Consider the following 20,974-nt stretch of genomic DNA (forward strand, 5'->3'; position numbering starts at 1 on the left):
CTCAGGGATAGGCGCAACGGTCGGCCGTGACCTCGACGAAGGAGCGCTGGGAGGCGGCGATGGTGAAGCGGTACTCGCTGTTGTCGACGACCAGCGACTGATGCAGCGGCAGCACGCCGCTGACCGTGGTGCCCTTGCCGCCCATGCCGGTGATGCGGATGGTCACCGGCTGGCCCGGATCGAACCAGCTTTCTGCGTTGCCCTGCGGATTGTGGGCCGACTGCCCCTCACCGGTGACGGTGACGGTGCCGTTGCCGAAGGTGACACCGCGCGCCCCGCCCTTCAGCAGTGGCGTGCTCAGCGTGAAGCGTTTGGTGTCGGTCGGCTGGCAATTGCGCGGAACCTGGGCCTGCGAGATGACGAAGGCAAGGCGGTTGGCATCCAGCCCACCCTTCAGCCGTTCCGCCACCAGCTGCGTCAGCTTGGCGAGGTCGCCGGTCGGAACTTCGCGCTGAAGGCGTCCGTCGAGTTCGGCCACGCGGGCCTCTGCGGTGCGGGCGGCGTGCTGCATCTGGCTGGCCAGCAGTTCCAGCTCCGCCTTCTGGCGCGACAGGGTGGCGATCTCCTCGCGCAGGGTCACGTCGCGACCCTTCAGCTGCTCGATGCCCATCTGGTAGGAAAAAAGTCCGATTCCCAGAACGAATGCTGCCAGCAGGGCGAACTTGATTACGCCGGCCCGCATGCGCTTGCGGTACCGTCTTTCGTAGTCGTAACGTCCCAGGGTCATGATTTCAGTCGCGGCGGGCTGTCTTGTCGGGCCTTAATGGCTAATGGCAACGGCCAAGGGATGCAACCCCCTGGCCGTTGGTTTCCGCCAGCTTTTGCCGCGATCTTTCGCCCGCCCCGCCGTGATTACTGGTTGGCCGACCCGCCGCCCAGGAAGTTGGCGCTGATGCCGGGGCTCTTGAACTCGCCGACATTCTTGAAGACCAGACGGAAGAAGATGGTGTTGCCGTCCTTCTCGCCGGTGGTGCTGATCGTGTAGTCGCGCCGGGCGATGGTCTGGAACAGCAGGCATTCGTCGCCATAGGTCAGCACGGCAAGACTGGAGCGCGGACCCGGCTGAGGCTCCATCGCCTGAGTATGGGCGATGCCGATGTTCCAGTGGTCGGTGAACTGCGACGAAACGCCGAAATTCGCCTGTTCCACCCGGTTGCGGGTAACCGCAGTGCGGGAGGTCGTCTGGTCGACATAGGTGTAGGAGGTCGACAGCCGAAGCAGCGGGACGCCGGCCGACGCGTTCAGCGAATGGCGGCGGGGACGGAAGGTCTCGTGATCGACGCGGAAGCCGTAATTGACGTCCAGCCAGTCGGCAGGTTGCAGGTCAAGCCGGCCAACATAGTCGGACACCCGCTCTTCCAGGCCCGAATCGCCGGTGAAGCCGGCGCTGCTGTCGCTCAGGCGGATGCTCTGGCCCAGGAACAGGCTGGCCGATCCCTGGTTATAGCCATAGATTGCACCGCGCATGCCGTAGGTGACGCGCATGCCGTCGTCCAGCCGGTCGATGCCGGTAAAGCGGTTGGGCTGCAGCAGGTTCACATCGTCGAATTCGACGTCCAGGCTGTCTTCGTTGGGGAAGAGGCGGTTGTTCGGCAGCTTCGGCGCGAAGGTCAGCTGGCCGATCGGCTCGATCAGCTGGGATGAGCTTTCGCCATAGCGGACGAACGGATAGCGGACGGTCGCCTGTCCCTGCGGGAAGAAGCGGAAGCGGCTGATGTTGTCGTTCCCGCGGACCGTCGGATCGTTGTAGTTAAATTGCTGCGCCTTGTAGCCGGCGACCAGCACGCTGCCCGACAGGGTGGTGACGAAACCGGCGTTGGAGACGATGTTCCGCTCCCAACCCGGCTGGGCCATGACGCGCTGCGTGTCGGGACCGGCATTCTTGAAGCGCGACACCGCCAGCAGGCTGGTGTCGAACGACCAGCGGCCGCCCAGCAGGCTGCCCGGCTCGCCCAGTGCGTTGTACTGCGCATAGGGGAGGGTGACCGGTTCCGGGATCGAGTTCCCGTACCGCATGTCCTGGAAGCTGTAGCCGGTGATCGCCGCATAGTTCCGGCCGCGGAAGCCTTCGACGAAGACCTTGCTGGTCAGGTAATCCTCGCGGAAGTCGTAATAGCGCCGCAGGAAGGTCGGGTCGCTGGCCCGCTTGATGTCGAAGCCGGCGCGCCAGGTCTCGTCGATGTCGAACAGGCCGCGCGCCGCGACGTAACCACGGGTGCGTGTTTCCTTCGGTACGATGGTGGTGTTGGCCACGTCGCCGCGGGTGATGGCGCCCTCCAGCTCCAGGCGCCCGCTTTCGAACCGCTTGCGGTACTGACCGCCGAGCAGCGGCCCCTGCTGCGAGTAGTAATGCAGGTCGAAGGTGGCGTCCTGGTCCGGCGCGATGTCCCAGTAATAATGGGTCTTGAGGATCGCGCCGAGATTGGAGTTGTTGCCGAAGGACGGCGTCAGGAACCCGCTCTTGCGGTCGACCGACGGATCGGGATGCGACAGATAGGGCGTGTAGGCGACGGGGATGCCGAAAATCTCCATCGTCGCGTCGCGATAGCGGACCTCGTGCTCCTCGTTGTCGTGCACGATGCGCACGGCGCGGATCTGCCACAGCGGCGGACGGGTCGGGTCTTCCTTGCACAGGTCGCAAGGGCTGTAGACGCCGCGGTTGACGCGCGTCAGCCGGCCCTCGCGCCGCTCGCCCTCATTGCCGGCCATGCGGCCGTTGTCGGTCATCAGGACGCGGATGTTCTCGATAAACACGTCCTTCAGATCGTCGGTCAGCTCGGCGTAATCGGCGAAGACAATGTCGCCCGACGGCTCCACCAGCCGGATCTTGCCGGTGGCGGTGACAACCTTTGTCTTCTGGTTGTAGGTGATCTTGTCGGCGCGGACGCTGCGCTTGCCCTGGGCGAGTTCCACGTTGCCGCTGGCGGTGACGACGCTGTTCACCTCGTCGAAGGTGACCTGATCGGCCGTCAGCAGCACTGGTTCCTGCTTGGATTCGGTGCCGTTGGCGCCGGTCTGCGTGGCCGGGGCGGCAGGCTTGCTGCCCGGAAGCGGCCCTTGGGAGGGCTTCGCGGTCGGCGTCTGCTTGGACGGCGATTGGGCGTTGGCCGAATCCGGAAGAGCCAGATCCACGGCGGCGACCCCACACGCCACCATCAGCCCGACGATGCCGGAGCGCAGGATGGGGTTGGCGGCGGTCGGAGCTTTGGCGCGGGCGCGCCGGGAGACGTGCTTGGGCATATCGGAACGATTGGGGGAAGCGAAAGCCCAAGTCAACGGTTTCAAGGCCCGTCCGCGGGCAATGTCACCGTGTCGCCGCGCCCCCTGTGGCAGCACTGCCGCAGCCGCCGCGCCGGAACCGGCTTTGAGGGCTGCGGCACTTCATCCAACCTCTCTCAAACCACCCGGAAGTTCTTGAACTGCCAGGGATCGTCCTCGTCGATGTCCTCCGGAAACAGGACATTGCGGTCCTGCAGCGGAGTCCAGTCGCCATAGGCACCGACGACCTCGCCGAGATAGGGGGTGGCGATGTCCAACACCCGGCGGAAGTCCACCTCGTCCGGTTCCACCACGCCCCGATTCGGGTTCTCCAGCGTCCAGACGATCCCACCGAGAACGGTCGAGGTCACCTGCATCGAGGTGGCGTTGTTGTAGGGGGCCAGCGACCGCGCCTCGTCGATTCCCAGGCGGGAGCCGTACCAGTAGGCGCCCTTGGGATGGCCCATCAGCAGCACGCCCAGTTCGTCCATGCCGCCGGTGATCTCATGCATCATCAGCCGCTGTTCGGCCTGCATGTTGAAGTTCTTGCCGGCCAGTTCGTGCAGCGACATCACCGCGTCGTCGCAGGGGTGATAGGCATAGTGGCAGGTCGGCCGGTAGACGACCTTGCCGCCCTCGCGCACGGTGAAATAGTCGGAGATGGAGATCGCCTCGCTGTGGGTGATGAGGAAGCCGTGGAACGGCCCCTCCAGCGGGGTCCAGGTGCGCACACGGGTGGCGGCACCGGGGCGCATCAGATAAATGGCTGCGTCGCAGCCGAATTCATGGCGGCGGCCATCGGGCGGCAGTGCCTTCTCATGCGTGCCCCAGCCCAGTTCGGCCGGCTGGCAGCCTTCGCTGACGAAGCCGTCGATCGACCAGGTATTGACGAACTCGCCGATCTGCTTGGGCTGGTTCGACACCTGGGTGTCGCGTTCCGCCACGTGGATGGTCTTGATGCCCAGCTTCTGCGCCAGCCGGCCCCAGCCGTCGCGGTCGGTCGGGACATCAGTCGCGACGCCGGTGTCGGCGGCGATGTTCAGCAACGCCTGCTTGACAAAATGCGACACCAGACCCGGATTCGCCCCGTGGGTGATCAACGCGGTCGGGCCGCCGTCAAAGCGGCTGCGCAGCGCCAGCGCCGATTCGCGTAGCGCATAGTTGGAGCGCAGCGACGGCGACAGGCTGGAATCGGTATAGCCGCCTGCCCACGGTTCGGTGCAGGTGTCGGTGTAGAAGGCGCCGACCCGCTGGCAGAACTCGATCAACGCGATCGACGACACGTCGACCGACAGGTTGACCAGGAAATCGCCCTTGTCGATCAGCGGTTTCAGAACCTGGAAGAAATTGTCGTTGTCGAGCGGGTTGTTGTGGAAGGCGACGCCGTAAAGCTCCGCTTCCTCGCGCCCGCGTTCCTCGGCGGTGACGATGGTGATCCGGTCAGCCGTAAGTCCGTCGATGTGACGGAGAAGCAGCGGCAAAACACCCTGGCCAATCGAACCGAATCCAACGATGACCATGCGGCCTGTGAACGTGCAGAGCTTCGTGTCCAGGGCCATGATTTTTTGTCTCCCCGAGGTAGTTTAGGCCAACGACATAACCCGGCGCTCCCGCCCACTTCGGAGAAGCGGAAACGGGACGCGCCGGACCACTGAATGTTACGGATGTCTTTACGCTTTATCCACAGAATCCGGCTTCGCCTTCAGGCGGCACAGGAGCGAAGCTCGTAACCGGGGGTGGCGAGCAGCGGGGCGTCCGACACCTCGACGACCCGCGCCTGATCAAAGCCGTTGAAAGCCGTGCGCAGGCAGGAGCCATAGGCGCCGAGCTGTCCCAGCTCGATCCAGTCGCCGGCCTTCACGTCGGCCGGCAGGTGGAAGGGGCCGGCCATCTTGTCGGCGCTGTCGCAGGTCGGGCCGTAGAAGCTGAAGGCCTCGTCTCCGGCATCGGTCATCGCCTCGAACGGCCGGATCAGCCGCGCCGGGAAACGGAAGCCGGGCACGCCGGCATCCGACAGGGCGCCATAGACGCCATCGTTGATGAACAGTTCCGTGCCGCGCCGCTTCACCACCTGCACGACCAGCGAGACGCCGGGGGCGACCAGCGCGCGGCCCGGTTCGCACCACAGGCGGCAGTGCGCCGGCAGCTCGATGGCGGCGACGCCGCGGGCGATGGCGGCCATGAACTCGCCGAGCGGCGGCGGGGTGACGCCGGGATAGGACACCGGGAAGCCGCCGCCGACATCCAGAACGTCGATGGCGACGCCGCTCTCGGCGATGACATAGCCGGCAAGCGCGATGGCACGCTCATAGGCCGACGGGTCGAGCATCTGCGAGCCGACATGGAAGGACAGCCCGACCTTCGGCGCCACCGCGCGGGCAGCACGCAGCAGGTCCATCGCATCGGTGACGGCGGCGCCGAACTTGCCGGACAGGTCGTAGACGGCGTTGCCCTTCGGCAGCGACAACCGCACGACGAGGCCGAGGTCAGCGGCGCGGTCGGTCTCCTCCAGGATCTTGTCCAACTCTTCCCGGCTGTCGAGTACGAAGTCGCGCACGCCATATTGGTGATAGGCGTTGCGAATCGCCTGACGACCTTTGACCGGGTGCATGTAATGCAGGACGGCGTCCGGGAACATCTGACGAATCAGCCGGATCTCACCGGGGGAGGCGACGTCGAAATGGCGCACGCCGCCGGCCCACAGGGCGCGCAGCACCGCCGGTTCCGGATTGCACTTGACGGCATAGAGCACGTCGCCGCCACGGCCGACGCCATCGGTCGCGCCGGCGAAGGCCTTCAGGAAGCTGTCGGCGGTGTCGGCCAGCACGCCCGGACGGATGCAGTGCATCGGCTCTTCCGGGCGATGCAGCGCGACGGCCTGCGCCACGGTCGAGCGGCGGCCGGAGGCCAGCGAAACGGCGCTGCTGTCGTTCAGGCCGACGCGGCGGAGGGGGGTGACGGCGGAACGGGAACGCAGGAAACCCATGGCGCACTCCTATCCCCGGACAGCGGCGTGCAGGCCGGCCCGGTGAGCAGACGGCAATCCCCAGCCGCACCACGAACCGGCCAGCACAAGGCTGGCGTACGGGTGGCGCAGCGGGATTGGCGATTGATCGGATTTTGGAAGGGGGGAGACGGAAAAAGCCGGTGCGAGCAGCGGCCCCGGGCTGTGAAGCTCCAGGCAACAGCGCGTCGTTTACCGGCTAGAGGGCTACCGTCTCACAGCCCCACCGTGGGCAGCGTACATACTGACCTCCCTCTCGGGACCGACCCACTGGAATGGTCGGTTCTGCCAAAAAGGACGCGGTACGTCGTAGCATAACCACAGAGGGCCATAGGCACGTGCGGGTGCGTCGTGCCGATTGATTTACGCTTTTCCGCCCGTGATTCAAGTGAATTTTTTGAGGCGGGAATAGGGCGGAATCAGGCTGCCCGCGCAGCGTCGGGCTGGAAGAACGGAAAGCGCGCGGCGATGGCGTCGCCGGTCGGGGTGGCCACCCAGCCGTCGGGGCGGCTGAAGAAACGGATGGTGGTGAAGCGCGGCTTCGCCCCCATGTCGAACCAGTGCGGCGTTCCGGCGGGAATGCTCAGCAGGTCGCCAGCCCCGCACACCACGCGGAAGACCCGGCTGTCGAGGTGGATATAGAAGGCGCCGGTACCCTCGACGAAGAAACGCGCCTCGTCCTCTTCATGGATATGCTCGTCCAGGAACTTGGCGCGCAGGGCAGCAACGCCATCCGTCTGCAGGGTTATGCGCACCACGTCGACGGTGCAGAAGCGCCGCGCCTCCTTCAGCCGCTCGATGGAGGCGGCATAGGCTGCCAACACGGCGTCAGCATCAGCGGAGGCGGGCAGGGGAGCTTCGGCGGTCCAGCGTTCGAACAGGATGCCGGCATGGGCCAGATGCCCCGTTATCAACGCCGGATCGGCGGTGCGGAGTTCCGGCCTGCGGGCGTCGCTTTCCAGATAGACGGTCAGGTCACTCACCGGGCGCACTCCTGACGAACGGACCCGGACAGCGTGAAGTATCGTTCAGAGCAATGCAACAAGCCGAATCGCACAAGCGACCGTTCGCCGCGCCGTCAGCGGCTGCGCAGCAACCCGGCGGTGACCCCTACAGCGATGGCCAGCAACAACCCGACGAAAGCGGCCACTCCGGTCCAGCCATAACTGTGCCAGAACAGCCCGCCCAATGTCCCGGCGAGCGTCGAGCCCAGATAGTAGCAGAACAGATAAATGGAGGAGGCCTGCCCCCGCGCCACCGCCGCCCGCCGGCCGATCCAGGCCGAGACGATGGAATGGGCGCCGAAGAAGGCGAAGGTGAACAGGGCGATGCCGGAGGCGATGGCGAGCAGGCTGTCGATCTCCATCAGCACCAGCCCGGCCACCATCAGCGCCACCGCCACTGCCAGCGTGCGGTTCGAGCCGAAGCGCCCCGACCAGCCGCCGAACAGTGGCGAACTGACGACGCCGAAGCTGTAGACGAGGAATACCGCGCCGACGATGGCCGGCCGCAACTCGAACGGCGGTTCGCTCAGGCGGAAGCCGATATAGTTGAAGACGGTGACGAAGCCGCCCATCAGCAGGAAACCCAGCGAAAACAGCCCGAGCAGCGCCGGGTCGGTCAGCAGCCCGCGCCACGCCCGCACCAGCGCCGGCAGCCCGGCGGCGCGGCGGACGAAGTGGCGCGACGGCGGCAAGGCGAACCAGACGGTGACGGCCGCCGCCACCGCCAGCGCGCCGACCACTCCCACCGCCAGCCGCCAGCTGCCGAGGTCGGTGACGATTGCGGTCAGCACCCGGCCGGACATGCCGCCGATGGCGGTGCCGCCGATATAGAGCCCCATGGCGACGCCGGCCGATTTCGGATCGACCTCTTCGGAGACATAGGCCATCGCCACCGCCGGCAGGCCGCTCAGCGCCAGCCCCTCCAGCGCCCGCACCGCCAGGAAACCGTGCCAGCCCGGCATCAGCGCGCCGACGATCCCGAGGATGCCGGCGCCGAGCAGGGCCGTGACCATCACCGGCTTGCGTCCGATCCCGTCGGAGATGGCGCCCGCCACCAGCAGGGCCACCGCCAGGATGCCGGTGGTCAGCGACAGTGACAGGCTCGATTCCGCTGGCGTCACCCCGAACTCCCGCACGAAGTCGGGCAGCAGCGGCTGGACGCAGTAAAGCGTGGCGAAGGTGGAGAATCCGGCGACGAACAGGATTCGGCTGGCGCGGCGATAGGCGGGTGTGCCGGCCTGAAGATAGGCGGATTCACCACCGGTCTCGATCTCGTCGCGCACGCGCTCGGCTCCTGTTTCGGTCTTGGAGCGACATTGCCTTGCCGCAACCGTGCATTCCAACATTTGCCGGGGCGCAGCCGCCATGCCGTCCGCGCAAGTCACCTTCATATCCTTATCAGGAGAGGTGCGGAGGCGGCCTTGCACTGGACCTTGGCGGGGGCGCGCCGTATAACCAGTGCCCCACACAATTCGTTGATTGTTCGAGCCATGCACGACCTTCGCGCCATCCGTGAGAATCCCGAAGCCTTCGACCGCGGCCTTGGCCGTCGGGGACTGGCGCCGATGTCGTCCTCCGTGCTCGATCTCGACGGCCGCCGCCGCGCCGCGCAGACCCAGATGCAGGAGATGCAGGCCCGCCGGAACGAAGCGGCGAAGGAAATCGGCCTCGCCAAGCGCGAAGGCCGCGATGTCCAGCCGATCCTGGACGAAATGGCGACCCTGAAGGACCGCCTGCCCCAGGCCGAGGAGGAGGAACGCGCGCTCGGCGCCGAACTCGACGCGATCCTGGCCGGCCTGCCCAATATCCCGGCCGACGATGTGCCGGACGGGCCTGACGAGACCGCCAATGTCGAGGTGCGCCGCTGGGGCAGCCCGGCCGACATCGCCAACCCCAAGCAGCATTACGAGCTGGGCGAAGCGCTGGGCCTGATGGATTTCGAGGCGGCGGCCCGCATGTCCGGCGCCCGCTTCACCGTGCTGAAGGGCGGGCTGGCCCGTCTGGAGCGCGCGCTTGCCGACTTCATGCTGGACATCCACACCGGCGAGCACGGATTCACCGAGATCGCCCCGCCGTTGATGGTGCGCGACAATGCCCTGTTCGGCACCGGCCAGCTGCCGAAGTTCGAGGAGGATCTGTTCAAGACCACCTCGTCCGACCATTACCTGATCCCGACCAGCGAGGTGCCGCTCACCAATCTGGTCAACGACCAGATCGTGGCGTCGGAGGAACTGCCGTTGCGCTACACCGCGCTGACCCCCTGCTTCCGCGCGGAAGCGGGATCGGCCGGGCGCGACACCCGCGGCATGATCCGCCAGCACCAGTTCTGGAAGGTGGAGATGGTCGCCATCACCACGCCGGAACAGTCGGAGGACGAGCACCAGCGCATGACCCGCTGTGCCGAGACGATCCTGGAGCGGCTGGGCCTGCCTTACCGCACCATCGTGCTGTGTACCGGCGACATGGGCTTCTCCTCGCGCAAGACCTATGACGTCGAGGTCTGGCTGCCGGGCCAGAACGCCTACCGCGAGATCTCCAGCATTTCCAATTGCGGCGATTTCCAGGCGCGGCGGATGAAGGCCCGTTGCCGCGCCAAGGGAGAGAAGCAAACTCAATTCGTCCATACCCTCAACGGATCGGGTGTGGCGGTCGGGCGCTGCCTGATCGCGGTGCTGGAGAACTACCAGCAGCCCGACGGTTCGATCCTGGTTCCCGAAGCGCTCCGCCCCTACATGCGCGGAGTGGAGAGGATTTCCATCTGATGTTCGACCTGCCGCTCGACCTGTCCCGCACGCGCATCCTCGTCACCAACGACGACGGCATCCATGCGCAGGGATTGAAGGTCCTGGAAGCCATCGCGCGCGAGCTGTCCGACGACGTCTGGGTCGTCGCGCCGGAGATGGAGCAGTCGGCGGCCAGCCATTCGCTGACCATCAACCGGCCGCTGCGCCTGCGCAAGCTGGACGAGCGCCGCTTCACCGTCGACGGCACGCCGACCGACTGCGTGCTGCTGGCGGTCAACCATGTGATGAAGGATGCCCGTCCGACGCTGGTGCTGTCCGGTGTCAACCAGGGCTCCAACATCGGCGAGGACGTGACCTATTCCGGCACCATCGCCGCGGCGATGGAGGCGACCCTGCTGAACGTGCCGGCCATCGCCATGAGCCAGCATTACGAGCCGGGCCAGCCCATCGACTGGTCCGCCGCCGCCGCCCATGGTGCCGACGTGGTGCGCAAGGCGGTTACGGTGGCCTGGCCGAAGAACGTGCTGCTGAACGTCAACTTCCCGGCCCGCCCGGCCGCGGAGGTCACGGGCATCCAGGTGGTGCGCCACGGCAAGCGCAAGATCGGCGACGAGCTGTTCGAGCGCATTGACCCGCGCGGCAAGCCCTATATCTGGATCGGCACACTGCGCGGCGAGGCCGATGTGGCGGACGACACCGACATCCATGTCGTGTTCAACGGCGGCATCTCGGTGACGCCCGTCTATCTCGACCTCACCCATACGCCGACGTTGCAGACGTTGAGGCAGGCCTTCGTGTGACATACAACCCGCGCAAGATCCGCTTGCTGATGGCCCTTCGCGGGGCCGGCGTCACCGACACCAAGGTGTTGGCGGCGATCGAGCGGATCCCGCGCGAGTTGTTCGTCCCGGAGGCCTTCCAGGACCGGGCGTGGGAGGATACGGCCCTGCCGATCGACCTGGGCCAGACCATCAGCCAGCCGCTGGTGGTCGGCCTGATGACCCAGGCGCTGGAGTTGCACCCGCGGCATCTTGTCCTGGAGGTCGGCACCGGCTCCGGTTATCAGGCGGCGGTGCTGTCGCGGCTCTGCCGCCGGGTCTTCACGATCGAGCGGCTCAAACCGCTCCTGCGCGAGGCGGAGGAGCGGTTCAGGGCACTCGGCATCCACACGATCACCACGCGGCTCGGCGACGGGACGCGGGGCTGGCCGGAGCAGGCGCCCTTCGCCCGCATACTGGTCACAGCCGCCGGCGGGCCGGAGCCGCCAAAAGACTTGACGGATCAACTCGCCGTTGGTGGTGTCTTGCTCATTCCGTTGGGGACCGATCACCGCGACCAGAGGGTCGTGCGTTTCCGGCGCTCCGAAGCTGGCCTTATCCGGGAGGACCTGTGGCCCGTCCGTTTCGTTCCGCTGCTGTCCGACCCGCCGCAATCGGTCCGTTCCGCATGAAACCCGCATTTTCCAAGCGCGTCCTGTCCGTACTGGTCCTGTCCACCGCCGTCCTGGCGCTCGGCGCCTGCGAGCGGGTGGGCGGGCTGGCGCCCTTTACCCATGTCTCCGAGGTGCCGGAATCGGCCGGGGGCGCCATCACCGTGCAGAAGGGCGACAGCGCCTATACCCTGTCGCGCCGTTACAATGTGCCGTTGCGTGACCTGATCGAGGCGAACAAGCTGGCGCCGCCCTACCGGCTGGAGGTCGGTCAGCGGCTGGTGCTGCCCACGTCGCGTCAGTACATTGTGCAGAAGGGCGACAGCCTCTACAGCATCTCCCGGATGCACAATGTCGACGTCAGTGAACTGACGCGGCTGAACAACCTGACGCCGCCCTATGCGGTCCAGGTCGGCCAGCCGTTGCGCCTGCCCGGCAGCAACGACGGCAGCGGGACCATGATGGCCTCTTCCGGTGCGGCAACCGGCGGAGCCGTACCGCTGACGCCTCAGGGTTCGCCCACCGGCCGCGGGTCGGTGCAGGCCGCCGAACTGCCACCGCCGGGTGCATCCTCGTCCTCCGGTTCGGTTTCCTCGGGCAGCATCGCCGCCACGCCGCTGCCGCCGCCGTCCAAGCCCGGTGCCGCATCTGAACCGGCTCCGACCGCCGCACCGCCGGCCGCTGCGGGCGACACCGCCTATCAGCCGGGGCAGGCCCCCACCATGCTGCGGCCGCCCGGCAGCAAGCCGGCGCCGACGCCGATTCCGGCCCCTGCCGTGCAACCAACACCCGCTCCGCAGTCGGCTCCCCCGCAGCAGGAGGTCGCCGCGGCGGCTCCGCCGCCCAAGCCGGAACCGAAGGCGGAGGTCGGCGCCCCGCCGCCGCGCGGCGGCGCCCGTTTCCTGTGGCCGGTAAAGGGCAAGCTGATCTCCGGCTATGGTCCGAAGCCGGACGGGCTGCACAATGACGGGCTGAACATCGCCGCCCCCAAGGGCACCGCGGTGGTCGCGGCCGACAACGGTGTGGTCGCCTATGCCGGCAACGAGCTGCGCGGCTTCGGCAATCTGCTGCTGCTGAAGCATTCCGACGGCTGGATCACCGCCTACGCCCACCTCGACAAGATCGAGGTGGAGCGTGGGGCTTCGGTGAAGCGGGGGCAGGTGGTCGCCCGGGTCGGACAGACCGGCGGCGTGTCCTCGCCCCAGCTGCATTTCGAGCTGCGCAAGGGCAGCCAGGCCGTCGACCCGAGCGACCAGATGGACCGCAAGGTCAGCGAAGGGGCTTCCCGAGGCGGCCAGCCAAGTCCTGGATGAACTGCCAGGCCACCCGGCCCGACCGGCTTCCGCGCGTGACCGACCATTCGACGGCCTCGGCGCGCAGCCGGTCCTCCGGGATCTCCAGGCCGAAATGGCGGACGTATCCCTCGATCATCGCGAAGTAGGTGTCCTGGTCGCAGTTGTGGAAGCCCAGCCACAGCCCGAAGCGATCGGACAGCGACACCTTCTCCTCCACTGCTTCCGCCGGGTTGATGGCGGTCGACCGCTCGTTTTCGATCATGTCGCGCGGCATCAGGTGGCGGCGATTGGAGGTGGCGTAGAACACCACATTGTCCGGCCGCCCTTCGATCCCGCCGTCCAGCACCGCCTTCAGCGACTTGTAATGGGCGTCGTCATGGTCGAAGGACAGATCATCGCAGAACAGGATGAAACGGCGCGCCTCCCCCTTCAGCCGGGTCAGCAGACGGGGCAGGGTGGGGATGTCCTCCCGGTGGATTTCCACCAGTGCCAGTTCGCCCGGCCGTTCCAGGCAGATGGCGGCGTGGGCGGCCTTGACCAGCGAGCTTTTGCCGGTGCCGCGGGCACCCCACAGCAGGGCGTTGTTGGCCGGCAGCCCGGCGGCGAAGCGGCGCGTGTTGTCCAGCAGGATCTCCCGCTGCCGCTCGATGCCCTGAAGAAGCATGATGTCGACACGGTTGACCACCGGAACCGCTTCCAGCCGGTCGGGATCGGGGTGCCAGACGAAGGCGTCCGCAGCACCGAAATCCAGCGGCCGGTCCGGCGGCGGAGCCAGACGTTCGAGCGCTTCGGCGATGCGGGTCAGCAGGGGGACGAGCGCCTGATCGGCACCGGAAGTACTGGTGGATTGCGACATAATTTTCCGGAAATTTTTTCTGAATGTTCCATGGAAAGTGGGTGCCCGCGCAGCCATCTTTCCGACGCCTTCGCACCGTAACACAGCAGGGCAAGCACACAAGCTGTGGCCACCCCACGGATCGTGGCGCATCACCATTGCATCCCGGTCATGGGCGGCTATAGTCGCGGCGTCCCGGCGGAACGCCGATCCGGTGCCGAGACCAAACCTGTAAGGAGCTTCCAGATGTTCGTTTCGACGGCTTATGCACAGACGGCGGCCCCGGCTGGCGGCGGCGGTGACATGCTCGTCCAGTTCGCGCCGCTGATCCTGATCTTCGTCGTCTTCTACTTCCTGCTGATCCGTCCGCAGCAGAAGAAGATGAAGGAGCATAAGGCGATGCTGTCGGCCATTCGCCGCGGCGACCGTGTCGTGACCGGCGGCGGCATCATCGGCGTCGTCACCAAGGTCGGCACCGACGACGAGATCACCGTCGAAATCGCGGAGAACGTGCGCGTGCGCTGCCTGCGCTCCACCGTGAATCTGGTGCTCGCCAAGACCGAGCCGGCCGGCAAGTCCGGCGGCGACGCCGCCCCGGCCGCCGAAGGCGAGGCGAAGCCGGCCGACACCACCGCCACCGGCGGGATCGGCAAGCTGTTCGGCCGCAAGTAAGCCGCAGCCGGGCCCCTCTTCCGCGGGTCGGCCCGAAGGCGCTTCCCGTCCGGCCCGGCCGGTCGCCTCCTGTATGTGGCGGACCGGTCGCCCGGACCGGGTGTCTGATCGGATTCGAGTGACGCATGCTCTATTTTTCGCGCTGGAAGATTTACCTGATCCTGGCGACCTGCCTCGCCGGGTTCATCCTGATGCTGCCCAACTTCCTGGGCCGCGACACGCTGGCGGCGCTGCCGTCCTGGTATGCCAACACCCGGGTGTCGCTGGGTCTCGACCTGCGCGGCGGATCGCATCTGTTGCTTGAAGTCGACATGGCCACCGTCATCCGCGACCGGGTGGAAGGTCTGGTCGATGGCGCGCGGCAGCAGTTGCGCACCGCCAACGTCGGCTACACCGCGCTGAACGCCGGGGAGCGCTCGCTCACCGTCCAGCTGCGCGACCCGGCCCAGGCGGATGAGTCGGTGAAGGCCCTGCGCCAGCTCTCCAGCCCGGTGGGCCGTACGGCGCTCGGCGTCGGGCAGCCGGACCTCGACGTGACCGTCAACGGCGGCACGGTGACCGTGGCGCTGAGCGAGGTCGCCCTGCGCGACCGCGCGACCCAGGCCATCGAACAGTCGATCGAAATCGTCCGCCGCCGCATCGACGAGACCGGCGTGAACGAGCCGACGATCGCCCGCCAGGGCAACGACCGCATCCTGGTCCAGCTTCCCGGCGTCGAAGATCCGGACCGCATCAAGCGCCTGCTCGGCACTACCGCCAAGATGACCTTCCGTCTGGTCGACGTGAACGCCGATCCCAATACCGGCCGCGCTCCTCCGGGGTCGGAGATCCTGCCGTCGGCCGAAGGCGACCGCTACCAGTCCAAATACGTCATCCGCAAGAAGGTCGAGGTGGACGGTGCCACGCTGCAGAACGCGTCGGCCGGCACCAACCCGCAGACCGGCGAGTGGGTGGTGAATTTCGAGTTCAACACGGCGGGCGCCAACCGCTTCGCCGAGGTGACCAAGCAGAATGTCGGTCGCCCCTTCGCCATCGTGCTCGACAACAAGGTCATCAGCGCCCCCGTCATCCGCGAGCCGATCACCGGCGGCCGCGGCCAGATCAGCGGTAACTTCACCGCCGCCAACGCCAACGACCTCGCCGTGCTGCTGCGCGCCGGCGCCCTGCCGGCCCCGCTGAAGGTGATCGAGGAACGGACGGTCGGCCCCGACCTGGGCGCCGATTCGATCCGGGCCGGCCTGACCGCCGTCGTCGTTGGCTTCCTCATGGTCTGCGTCTACATGATCGCCTGCTACGGGCTGTTCGGCGCCTTCGCCTGCTTCGCCCTGCTGGTGAACATCGTGCTGACCATCGCGGCGCTGTCGCTGCTGCACGCCACGCTGACGCTGCCGGGCATCGCCGGCATCCTGCTGACGCTGGGTCTGGCGGTCGACGCCAACATCCTGATCAACGAGCGCATCCGCGAAGAGACGAAGAAGGGCCGCGGGGTCTTCGCGTCGATGGAGGCTGGCTTCAGCCGGGCCTACAGCACCATCGTCGACAGCAACCTGACGACGGCCATCAAGATGGCGCTGCTGTTCGTCTTCGGCACTGGCACCATCAAGGGCTTCGCCGTCACCATCACCTTCGGCATCCTCATCTCCATGTTCACCGCCACGGTGCTTGTGCGCCTGATGATGGTGACGTGGCTGCGCCGGACCCGTCCGGCTGTGTTGCCGGTCTGAGAGGTCATACGATGTTCCATCTCCGCCTCGTCCCCGACAACACCAAGATCCCCTTCATGAACGGCCGCATCGCCGGCCTCGTCGTGTCGGCGGTCCTGTCCATCGCGTCCGTCATCCTGTTCTTCCACCCCGGCCTGAACTACGGCATCGACTTCCGTGGCGGCATCGTCATCGAAGCCCGCACGCCACAGGCCGCGGACTTCGCCTCGCTGCGTCACACCCTGTCCGGCCTTGGCATGGGACAGGTGGCGTTGCAGGAGTTCGGGTCGCCGCAGGATGTGCTGATCCGCCTGGAACGGCAGCCCGGCGACGACGCCGCCCAGCAGGTCGCCGCCGACAAGGTGCGCAACACGCTGGCGCAATCAATCCCCGGCACCCAGGTCCGCCGTGTCGAGGCGGTCGGCGCGTCGGTCAGCGGCGAGCTGTTCGCCAACGGCATGCTGGCGCTCGGCCTCGCCATGCTGGCGATGCTGGTCTACATCTGGTTCCGCTTCGAATGGCAGTTCGGCTTCGGCGCGGTGGTGACGCTGATTCTCGACATCACCAAGATCGTCGGCTTCTATGCCATCACCGACATCCAGTTCAACCTGACGGCCGTGGCGGCGATCCTGACCGTCATGGGTTATTCGGTGAACGACAAGGTCGTGGTCTATGACCGCATGCGCGAGAACCTGCGCATTTACAAGAAGATGCCGTTGCGCGACCTGATCGACATGTCGATCAACGAGACGCTGAACCGTACGGTCGGCACGTCGGTCTGTACGCTGTTGTCGATCATCCCGCTGGCGCTCTTCGGCGGCGAGGCGCTGCAGGACTTCGGCATCGTGCTGATCTTCGGCGTTATCCTTGCGACCAGCTCGTCGGTGTTCATCGCGGCACCCATCTTGCTGTTCCTGGGCGAGAACCGGTTGCGGCGCGGCGCTCCCGATTCAGCCTCGGCGGGCAACACCCCGGCGACCACGCCGTAAGACCGGGCGTTTAGCAGAGGAGAGGGCAGCATGGCCGACATCATGCCGATGATCCCGTCGGACCGTCAGGTCATCGACGGCTACGGTCCGGGGCAGTTCTGCATTTCCGGCCAGTGGCGTGTCGGCGCGGTGATCGTGTTGCCCGACCGCACCCTGCCGTGGGAGGCGACCGACGTCGCCTCCCTGTCGGTGGAGGACTTCGGACCGGTGCTGGCGGCCGAGCCGAAGGTGGAAATCCTTCTGCTCGGCACCGGTGCCACCATGCGCATGATCCCGAGGGCGCTACGCCTCGGCCTGCGCGAGCAGGGCGTGGTGGTGGAGCTGATGGACAGCCGGGCGGTGTGCCGGACCTATAACGTCCTGCTGGCCGAGGGCCGGCGGGTAGCTGCGGCGATGCTGCCGGTTTGATAGGCATTGAAGCCGTAACGGCTAGGCACCAATGTAAGGATATTCCTTACTATGGTGCTCCATGATCACCAGCAAGCTGACCAGCAAGGCCCAGACGACCATTCCGCAACCGGTGCGGGCAGCCCTGGGCCTGCATGAGGGCGACGAGATCGCCTATCGTATCGAAGATGACCGTGTTATCCTGACCCGAGTCGCTCCGGCTCCCACAGACGATCCCTTCCACTGCTTTACGGAATGGGACAGTGAAGCGGATCGGCAGGCCTATGCCAGCCTTTGAAACCTGGAACGTCGTCAAGGTCCCGTTCCCTTACGCCAACCGCCCGGTTCGCCAGCGTCGACCGGCATTGGTCATTGCCGCAGACGATCTGCAAGCAAGCCATAGCTTGATCTGGGTGTTGATGATCACCAGTGCCGAGAATCGGAGCTGGCCGTCCGATGTGCCTGTCAGCGACCTTGTTGTCGCAGGGTTGCCCGCTCCATCCGTCGTGCGGACGGCAAAGGTGGCCGTGATCGACGCGCGTGACGCTGAAATGCTTGGTACTCTTGCCGACAGCGACCGTCAGACGGTCAGCCGCCAAGTTGGTCACCATCTTGAAGAGATGCTGAAGGTCGGTCGAAACGCGTAGCACCCAAACGACAAAGGCGCCCATTCGGGCGCCTTTGCGTTTTCAACCCGCTACTAAACCTTACGCAGCCAGCTGCTCGGCGGCGAAGTCCCAGTTGGCGAGGTTGTCGATGACCGCCTTCACGAAGTCGGCGCGGCGGTTCTGGAAATCGACGTAATAGGCATGCTCCCAAACGTCGATCGTGAACAGCGGCTTCTGGCCGTGGGCCAGCGGGGTGTCGGCGTTGCCGGTCTTGCCGACCTTCAGCTTGCCGCCGTCCAGGTACAGCCAGGCCCAGCCCGAGCCGAACTGGGTCAGGGCGGCCTGGGTCAGCTCTTCCTTGAACTTCTCGACGCTGCCGAAGTCGGCGACGATGCGCTGTTCCAGGGCGGCCGGCATCTTGCCGCCGTCCTTCTTCAGGCACTGCCAGAAGAAGGTGTGATTCCACACCTGGGCGGCGTTGTTGAAGATGCCGACCTTGGACGCATCGCCGACCGAGGCCTTGATGACCTCCTCCAGGCTGGCGTTGGCCAGCGGGGTGTCCTTGGTCAGGTTGTTCAGGTTGGTGACGTAGGTCTGGTGGTGCTTGTCATGGTGCAGGTGCAGGGTCTCCGACGAGATGTACGGAGCCAGAGCGTCGTATGCATACGGAAGCGGCGGAAGTTCGAACGCCATTTGATTTACCCTCTCTTCTTTGATTGTCCTTCCGGGCCGCGCCTTGCGAGCACGGCACCTCCGTCCGTCCAAATAGGCCGATGACGGAAGCTTGTGAAGGCCGGAAACAGTCCCGAACGTCGTATAGGGTTATTTCCATTCGACAAAGTGGCCTCGGCCGCCCGGCTTCCCGAGCGCACGGCAGCCTCCAACGTGGCGGGAAGCCCCGTTTCGGTCCAGTCACCGGCCAGAGTCAGGTTGTTCCAGTGGGTGCGCGTCTTCGGGCGGCGAGCGACCGATTCGGGAGACTGGTCAGGGGTTGCCCGCCGCTCCTTCACCACGCGGAAGGGCGGAATCTGCCCTTCGAGTCGCGGCACCGGGTTCAGGTGGGGAGCGATCTCCGCCCACAGCCGGCCGGCGATCACCTCGGCCGGCAGGTCGGCCAGGGCATCTGCGTCGCTGATGGTGACAGACAGCAGGTCGTCGCGGGCGAACAGCCATTCCGCCGTGCCGCCGACCAGCCCGACGAATGGCAAACCGCCCGGCAGCCGCACTGGCATGTCCAACCGGAAATGCAGGTTGACGATGGCGGGCCCGGGAGGCGGCACGGTAAGTCCCGGCACCAGCCGTTCCGCCACCCAGGCTGGCGTGGCGAGGATCACGCCGTCGTCCGCGCCGAGCGCCACGGCACTGCCGCCGGCGGCGAAGCCGGTCAAGCGGTCTCCTTCGTAGGTCAGCCCGTCGACCCGTGCACCGAGATGCAGCACCGCACCAGCCGACCTCAGCCGGGCCAAGGCCGGGTCGACGAAGGCGGCGGAGAGGCCCCGTGGCGCCAGCACCGGCCGGCAGGCCGCCTCGCCGCGCAGCAGCGTCTCGCGCAGTACCGCACCGAACAGACGGGCGGAGACCCGCTCCACCGGCCCATTCAGGGCGGACACCGCCAGGGGGCGCCATAGCCGCTCGAACAGGGCTCCGGATGGAGACAGGCGGTCGGCAACGGAATGATGCCGGCCAGCTGTCAGACAGAGTAGGGAGGCAAGATAGTCGAGCGGCCGGCTGCCCGGCACCCGGCGCGCGGGGTCGAACAGCCACAGCCCTCCGGGACGCAGGGTCCAGGTGGTGCCGTCATGCAGGTCGAGGAAGGGAAAAGCCGCCGGTCGCAGTTCCTCCAGCGCATCGGCTCCGCCGGTCCGCCGGGCATAGTCGAGCAGCGTGCGGTTGCCACTGAGCACCATGTGGTTGCCGTTGTCGATCGACCGGCCCAGCGTGGCGTCATGGAAGCTGCGGCAGCGTCCGCCGGCCTGCGGAGCCTGATCATAGACGGCGACACGCCGGCCTGCCTCGGCCAGCCGAACGGCGGCTGCCAGCCCGGCGAGCCCGGCACCGATGACATGGACGATGCCCGGTGCGCTCATCAGGCGGCCGGGGGAATGCCGAGCATGCAGCGCACCGCCACCCAGGCGCTTTCACGCCGACCAACCCGCACGCGCGCTGTCAGGTCGCGCCAGCCGGCCGCGCGCAGGCGCTTCAGCAGCCGGTGATACAGCACCATCATCGCGGTGGCCGCCCACAGCGATCCGCGTGCCTGACCGGCGATGGCGGAGCGTGCCTCGGCGAAGCGGGTCTCGGCGAGCGCGGCGAGCGCCTCACAGGCCCGGGGCAGGGCCGGGTGAGCCAGGACTGCGTCCGGATCGTTGCCGTCGATGCCAGCCGCCAGCAGCAGCTCGCGCGGCAGATAGAGCCGCCCCAGCTCCGCATCCTCGGCCAGATCGCGCAGGATGTTGGTCAGTTGCAACGCCTCGCCCAGCGCCAGGGCAAACCGTTCGGTTGCCGGATCGGCGCGGTCGAAGACGCGGATCGCCAGCATGCCGACGGCCCCGGCGACACGCCGGCAATAGAGTCGCAAGGTGTCGAGATCGGGAGCCTGCATACCGCCGGAACCAGATTCCTCTCCGGCGACATCCATCGCCATGCCATCGATCAGCGCCTCCAGCTCAGCCCGTGGCAGGCTGTACCGTTCGATGGCGCCCTTCAAGGCGGCCGTCAGCGGCCCGTTGGGAGCACCACCGATATAAAGATCGCGGATATCGCGGCGCCAGGCGTCCAGAGCGGCCCGCTTGGCGGCAGGCTCGCCCGGTTCGTCGGCGATGTCATCGATGCAGCGGCAGAAGGCGTAGATGGCGAACATCGCCGCCCGCTTGGAGGCAGGCAGAAGACGCATCGGCCAATAGAAGGTGCTGCCCGACTTGGCGGTGACGGCGGTCGCCGTGTCGGGCGCTTTCTTGTCCGGCGCCTGCTTGTCCAGCGACGTCATGGATACCGGTTCCAGCGGGGCCGTCTCCAGCGGCGGAGGGGTCATCTGTAGCATCCTGGG

Annotated in this window: 20 protein-coding genes; 10 read left to right on the forward strand and 10 right to left on the reverse strand. The window is 66.7% G+C overall.

The genetic code is table 11. The features are described 5' to 3' along the window. Position 1 precedes the first annotated feature (1 nt). The 6 genes from J2848_RS03665 to J2848_RS03690 form a co-directional block, all read right to left on the reverse strand. A complete protein-coding gene (locus J2848_RS03665; protein WP_149233561.1) occupies positions 2-727 on the reverse strand; it encodes a hypothetical protein in 726 nt (241 codons plus the stop codon). A gap of 125 nt (positions 728-852) precedes the next feature. Continuing rightward, on the reverse strand, positions 853-3,240 hold the full coding sequence (locus J2848_RS03670) for an LPS-assembly protein LptD (RefSeq protein ID WP_149233560.1): 2,388 nt from the start codon (positions 3,238-3,240) through the stop codon (positions 853-855). A 155-nt stretch (positions 3,241-3,395) separates the two neighbouring features. Continuing rightward, a complete protein-coding gene (locus J2848_RS03675) occupies positions 3,396-4,817 on the reverse strand; it encodes a homospermidine synthase (protein ID WP_149233559.1) in 1,422 nt (473 codons plus the stop codon). 143 nt (positions 4,818-4,960) lie between these two features. Then, entirely contained in the window at positions 4,961-6,244 is a 1,284-nt protein-coding gene (locus J2848_RS03680) for a type III PLP-dependent enzyme (protein WP_149233558.1), read from the reverse strand. Between the two features lie 437 nt (positions 6,245-6,681). Then, entirely contained in the window at positions 6,682-7,245 is a 564-nt protein-coding gene (locus tag J2848_RS03685) for a 1,2-dihydroxy-3-keto-5-methylthiopentene dioxygenase (protein WP_149233557.1), read from the reverse strand. 95 nt (positions 7,246-7,340) lie between these two features. Further along, on the reverse strand, positions 7,341-8,549 hold the full coding sequence (locus tag J2848_RS03690) for an MFS transporter (protein ID WP_149233556.1): 1,209 nt from the start codon (positions 8,547-8,549) through the stop codon (positions 7,341-7,343). A gap of 207 nt (positions 8,550-8,756) precedes the next feature. Between J2848_RS03690 and serS the strand changes: the two genes are divergently transcribed. From serS to J2848_RS03710, 4 genes are read left to right on the forward strand one after another with little or no spacing between them, the layout of a single operon-like run. Beyond that, positions 8,757-10,028, forward strand: coding sequence for a serine--tRNA ligase (gene serS, locus J2848_RS03695; RefSeq protein ID WP_149233555.1), 1,272 nt, complete (start codon positions 8,757-8,759; stop codon positions 10,026-10,028). Continuing rightward, on the forward strand, positions 10,028-10,810 hold the full coding sequence (surE, locus tag J2848_RS03700; protein WP_149233554.1) for a 5'/3'-nucleotidase SurE: 783 nt from the start codon (positions 10,028-10,030) through the stop codon (positions 10,808-10,810). The genes serS and surE overlap by 1 nt, the downstream gene beginning before the upstream one ends. Beyond that, the gene (locus tag J2848_RS03705; RefSeq protein ID WP_149233553.1) at positions 10,807-11,460 is read left to right on the forward strand and encodes a protein-L-isoaspartate(D-aspartate) O-methyltransferase; all 654 of its coding nucleotides are present in this window, start codon (positions 10,807-10,809) and stop codon (positions 11,458-11,460) included. Before surE ends, J2848_RS03705 begins: the two co-directional genes overlap by 4 nt. Beyond that, the gene (locus J2848_RS03710; protein WP_149233552.1) at positions 11,457-12,752 is read left to right on the forward strand and encodes a LysM peptidoglycan-binding domain-containing M23 family metallopeptidase; all 1,296 of its coding nucleotides are present in this window, start codon (positions 11,457-11,459) and stop codon (positions 12,750-12,752) included. Before J2848_RS03705 ends, J2848_RS03710 begins: the two co-directional genes overlap by 4 nt. Here J2848_RS03710 and J2848_RS03715 read toward each other — a convergent pair. Beyond that, positions 12,709-13,590: an ATP-binding protein gene (locus J2848_RS03715; protein WP_149233551.1), complete on the reverse strand. Its 882-nt coding sequence runs from the start codon at positions 13,588-13,590 to the stop codon at positions 12,709-12,711. The genes J2848_RS03710 and J2848_RS03715 overlap by 44 nt on opposite strands. Before the next feature lie 225 nt (positions 13,591-13,815). On the opposite strand from J2848_RS03715, the gene yajC reads away from it, so the two are divergent. The 6 genes from yajC to J2848_RS03745 all read left to right on the forward strand — a co-directional run bounded on the left by yajC (position 13,816) and on the right by J2848_RS03745 (position 17,967). Continuing rightward, positions 13,816-14,241: a preprotein translocase subunit YajC gene (yajC, locus tag J2848_RS03720; RefSeq protein WP_149233550.1), complete on the forward strand. Its 426-nt coding sequence runs from the start codon at positions 13,816-13,818 to the stop codon at positions 14,239-14,241. A 125-nt stretch (positions 14,242-14,366) separates the two neighbouring features. Then, positions 14,367-15,965: a protein translocase subunit SecD gene (secD, locus tag J2848_RS03725; RefSeq protein WP_149233549.1), complete on the forward strand. Its 1,599-nt coding sequence runs from the start codon at positions 14,367-14,369 to the stop codon at positions 15,963-15,965. 11 nt (positions 15,966-15,976) lie between these two features. After that, positions 15,977-16,933: a protein translocase subunit SecF gene (gene secF, locus J2848_RS03730; RefSeq protein ID WP_149233548.1), complete on the forward strand. Its 957-nt coding sequence runs from the start codon at positions 15,977-15,979 to the stop codon at positions 16,931-16,933. Positions 16,934-16,963: 30 nt separating this feature from the next. After that, on the forward strand, positions 16,964-17,341 hold the full coding sequence (locus tag J2848_RS03735) for an Mth938-like domain-containing protein (protein WP_149233547.1): 378 nt from the start codon (positions 16,964-16,966) through the stop codon (positions 17,339-17,341). A gap of 61 nt (positions 17,342-17,402) precedes the next feature. Further along, positions 17,403-17,618, forward strand: coding sequence for an AbrB/MazE/SpoVT family DNA-binding domain-containing protein (locus tag J2848_RS03740; protein ID WP_149233546.1), 216 nt, complete (start codon positions 17,403-17,405; stop codon positions 17,616-17,618). Beyond that, a complete protein-coding gene (locus tag J2848_RS03745) occupies positions 17,584-17,967 on the forward strand; it encodes a type II toxin-antitoxin system PemK/MazF family toxin (protein ID WP_246194110.1) in 384 nt (127 codons plus the stop codon). The genes J2848_RS03740 and J2848_RS03745 overlap by 35 nt, the downstream gene beginning before the upstream one ends. A gap of 60 nt (positions 17,968-18,027) precedes the next feature. Here J2848_RS03745 and J2848_RS03750 read toward each other — a convergent pair whose 3' ends face one another. The 3 genes from J2848_RS03750 to hpnD are packed head-to-tail and all read right to left on the reverse strand — an operon-like array spanning position 18,028 to position 20,959. Further along, positions 18,028-18,621 carry a superoxide dismutase gene (locus tag J2848_RS03750; protein ID WP_149233544.1) on the reverse strand — a complete coding sequence of 198 codons (594 nt, stop codon included), beginning with the start codon at positions 18,619-18,621 and terminating at the stop codon, positions 18,028-18,030. A 5-nt stretch (positions 18,622-18,626) separates the two neighbouring features. After that, complete coding sequence (hpnE, locus tag J2848_RS03755) at positions 18,627-20,015, reverse strand: hydroxysqualene dehydroxylase HpnE (RefSeq protein WP_149233543.1); 1,389 nt, start codon at positions 20,013-20,015, stop codon at positions 18,627-18,629. Further along, a complete protein-coding gene (gene hpnD / locus J2848_RS03760) occupies positions 20,015-20,959 on the reverse strand; it encodes a presqualene diphosphate synthase HpnD (protein WP_246194109.1) in 945 nt (314 codons plus the stop codon). The genes hpnE and hpnD overlap by 1 nt, the downstream gene beginning before the upstream one ends. Positions 20,960-20,974 lie beyond the last annotated feature (15 nt).

This window comes from Azospirillum lipoferum, assembly GCF_024170005.1.
Classification (GTDB): Bacteria; Pseudomonadota; Alphaproteobacteria; order Azospirillales; family Azospirillaceae; genus Azospirillum; species Azospirillum lipoferum.

What these genes read in the sequence shown, in the direction of transcription:
- J2848_RS03665 (WP_149233561.1), bottom strand. Translation starts at nt 727, where the DNA reads ATGACCCTGGGACGTTACGACTACGAAAGACGGTACCGCAAGCGCATG.
- J2848_RS03670 (WP_149233560.1), bottom strand. Translation starts at nt 3,240, where the DNA reads ATGCCCAAGCACGTCTCCCGGCGCGCCCGCGCCAAAGCTCCGACCGCC.
- J2848_RS03675 (WP_149233559.1), bottom strand. Translation starts at nt 4,817, where the DNA reads ATGGCCCTGGACACGAAGCTCTGCACGTTCACAGGCCGCATGGTCATC.
- J2848_RS03680 (WP_149233558.1), bottom strand. Translation starts at nt 6,244, where the DNA reads ATGGGTTTCCTGCGTTCCCGTTCCGCCGTCACCCCCCTCCGCCGCGTC.
- serS (WP_149233555.1), top strand. Translation starts at nt 8,757, where the DNA reads ATGCACGACCTTCGCGCCATCCGTGAGAATCCCGAAGCCTTCGACCGC.
- surE (WP_149233554.1), top strand. Translation starts at nt 10,028, where the DNA reads ATGTTCGACCTGCCGCTCGACCTGTCCCGCACGCGCATCCTCGTCACC.
- J2848_RS03710 (WP_149233552.1), top strand. Translation starts at nt 11,457, where the DNA reads ATGAAACCCGCATTTTCCAAGCGCGTCCTGTCCGTACTGGTCCTGTCC.
- J2848_RS03715 (WP_149233551.1), bottom strand. Translation starts at nt 13,590, where the DNA reads ATGTCGCAATCCACCAGTACTTCCGGTGCCGATCAGGCGCTCGTCCCC.
- yajC (WP_149233550.1), top strand. Translation starts at nt 13,816, where the DNA reads ATGTTCGTTTCGACGGCTTATGCACAGACGGCGGCCCCGGCTGGCGGC.
- secD (WP_149233549.1), top strand. Translation starts at nt 14,367, where the DNA reads ATGCTCTATTTTTCGCGCTGGAAGATTTACCTGATCCTGGCGACCTGC.
- secF (WP_149233548.1), top strand. Translation starts at nt 15,977, where the DNA reads ATGTTCCATCTCCGCCTCGTCCCCGACAACACCAAGATCCCCTTCATG.
- J2848_RS03735 (WP_149233547.1), top strand. Translation starts at nt 16,964, where the DNA reads ATGGCCGACATCATGCCGATGATCCCGTCGGACCGTCAGGTCATCGAC.
- J2848_RS03740 (WP_149233546.1), top strand. Translation starts at nt 17,403, where the DNA reads ATGATCACCAGCAAGCTGACCAGCAAGGCCCAGACGACCATTCCGCAA.
- J2848_RS03750 (WP_149233544.1), bottom strand. Translation starts at nt 18,621, where the DNA reads ATGGCGTTCGAACTTCCGCCGCTTCCGTATGCATACGACGCTCTGGCT.
- hpnE (WP_149233543.1), bottom strand. Translation starts at nt 20,015, where the DNA reads ATGAGCGCACCGGGCATCGTCCATGTCATCGGTGCCGGGCTCGCCGGG.
- hpnD (WP_246194109.1), bottom strand. Translation starts at nt 20,959, where the DNA reads ATGACCCCTCCGCCGCTGGAGACGGCCCCGCTGGAACCGGTATCCATG.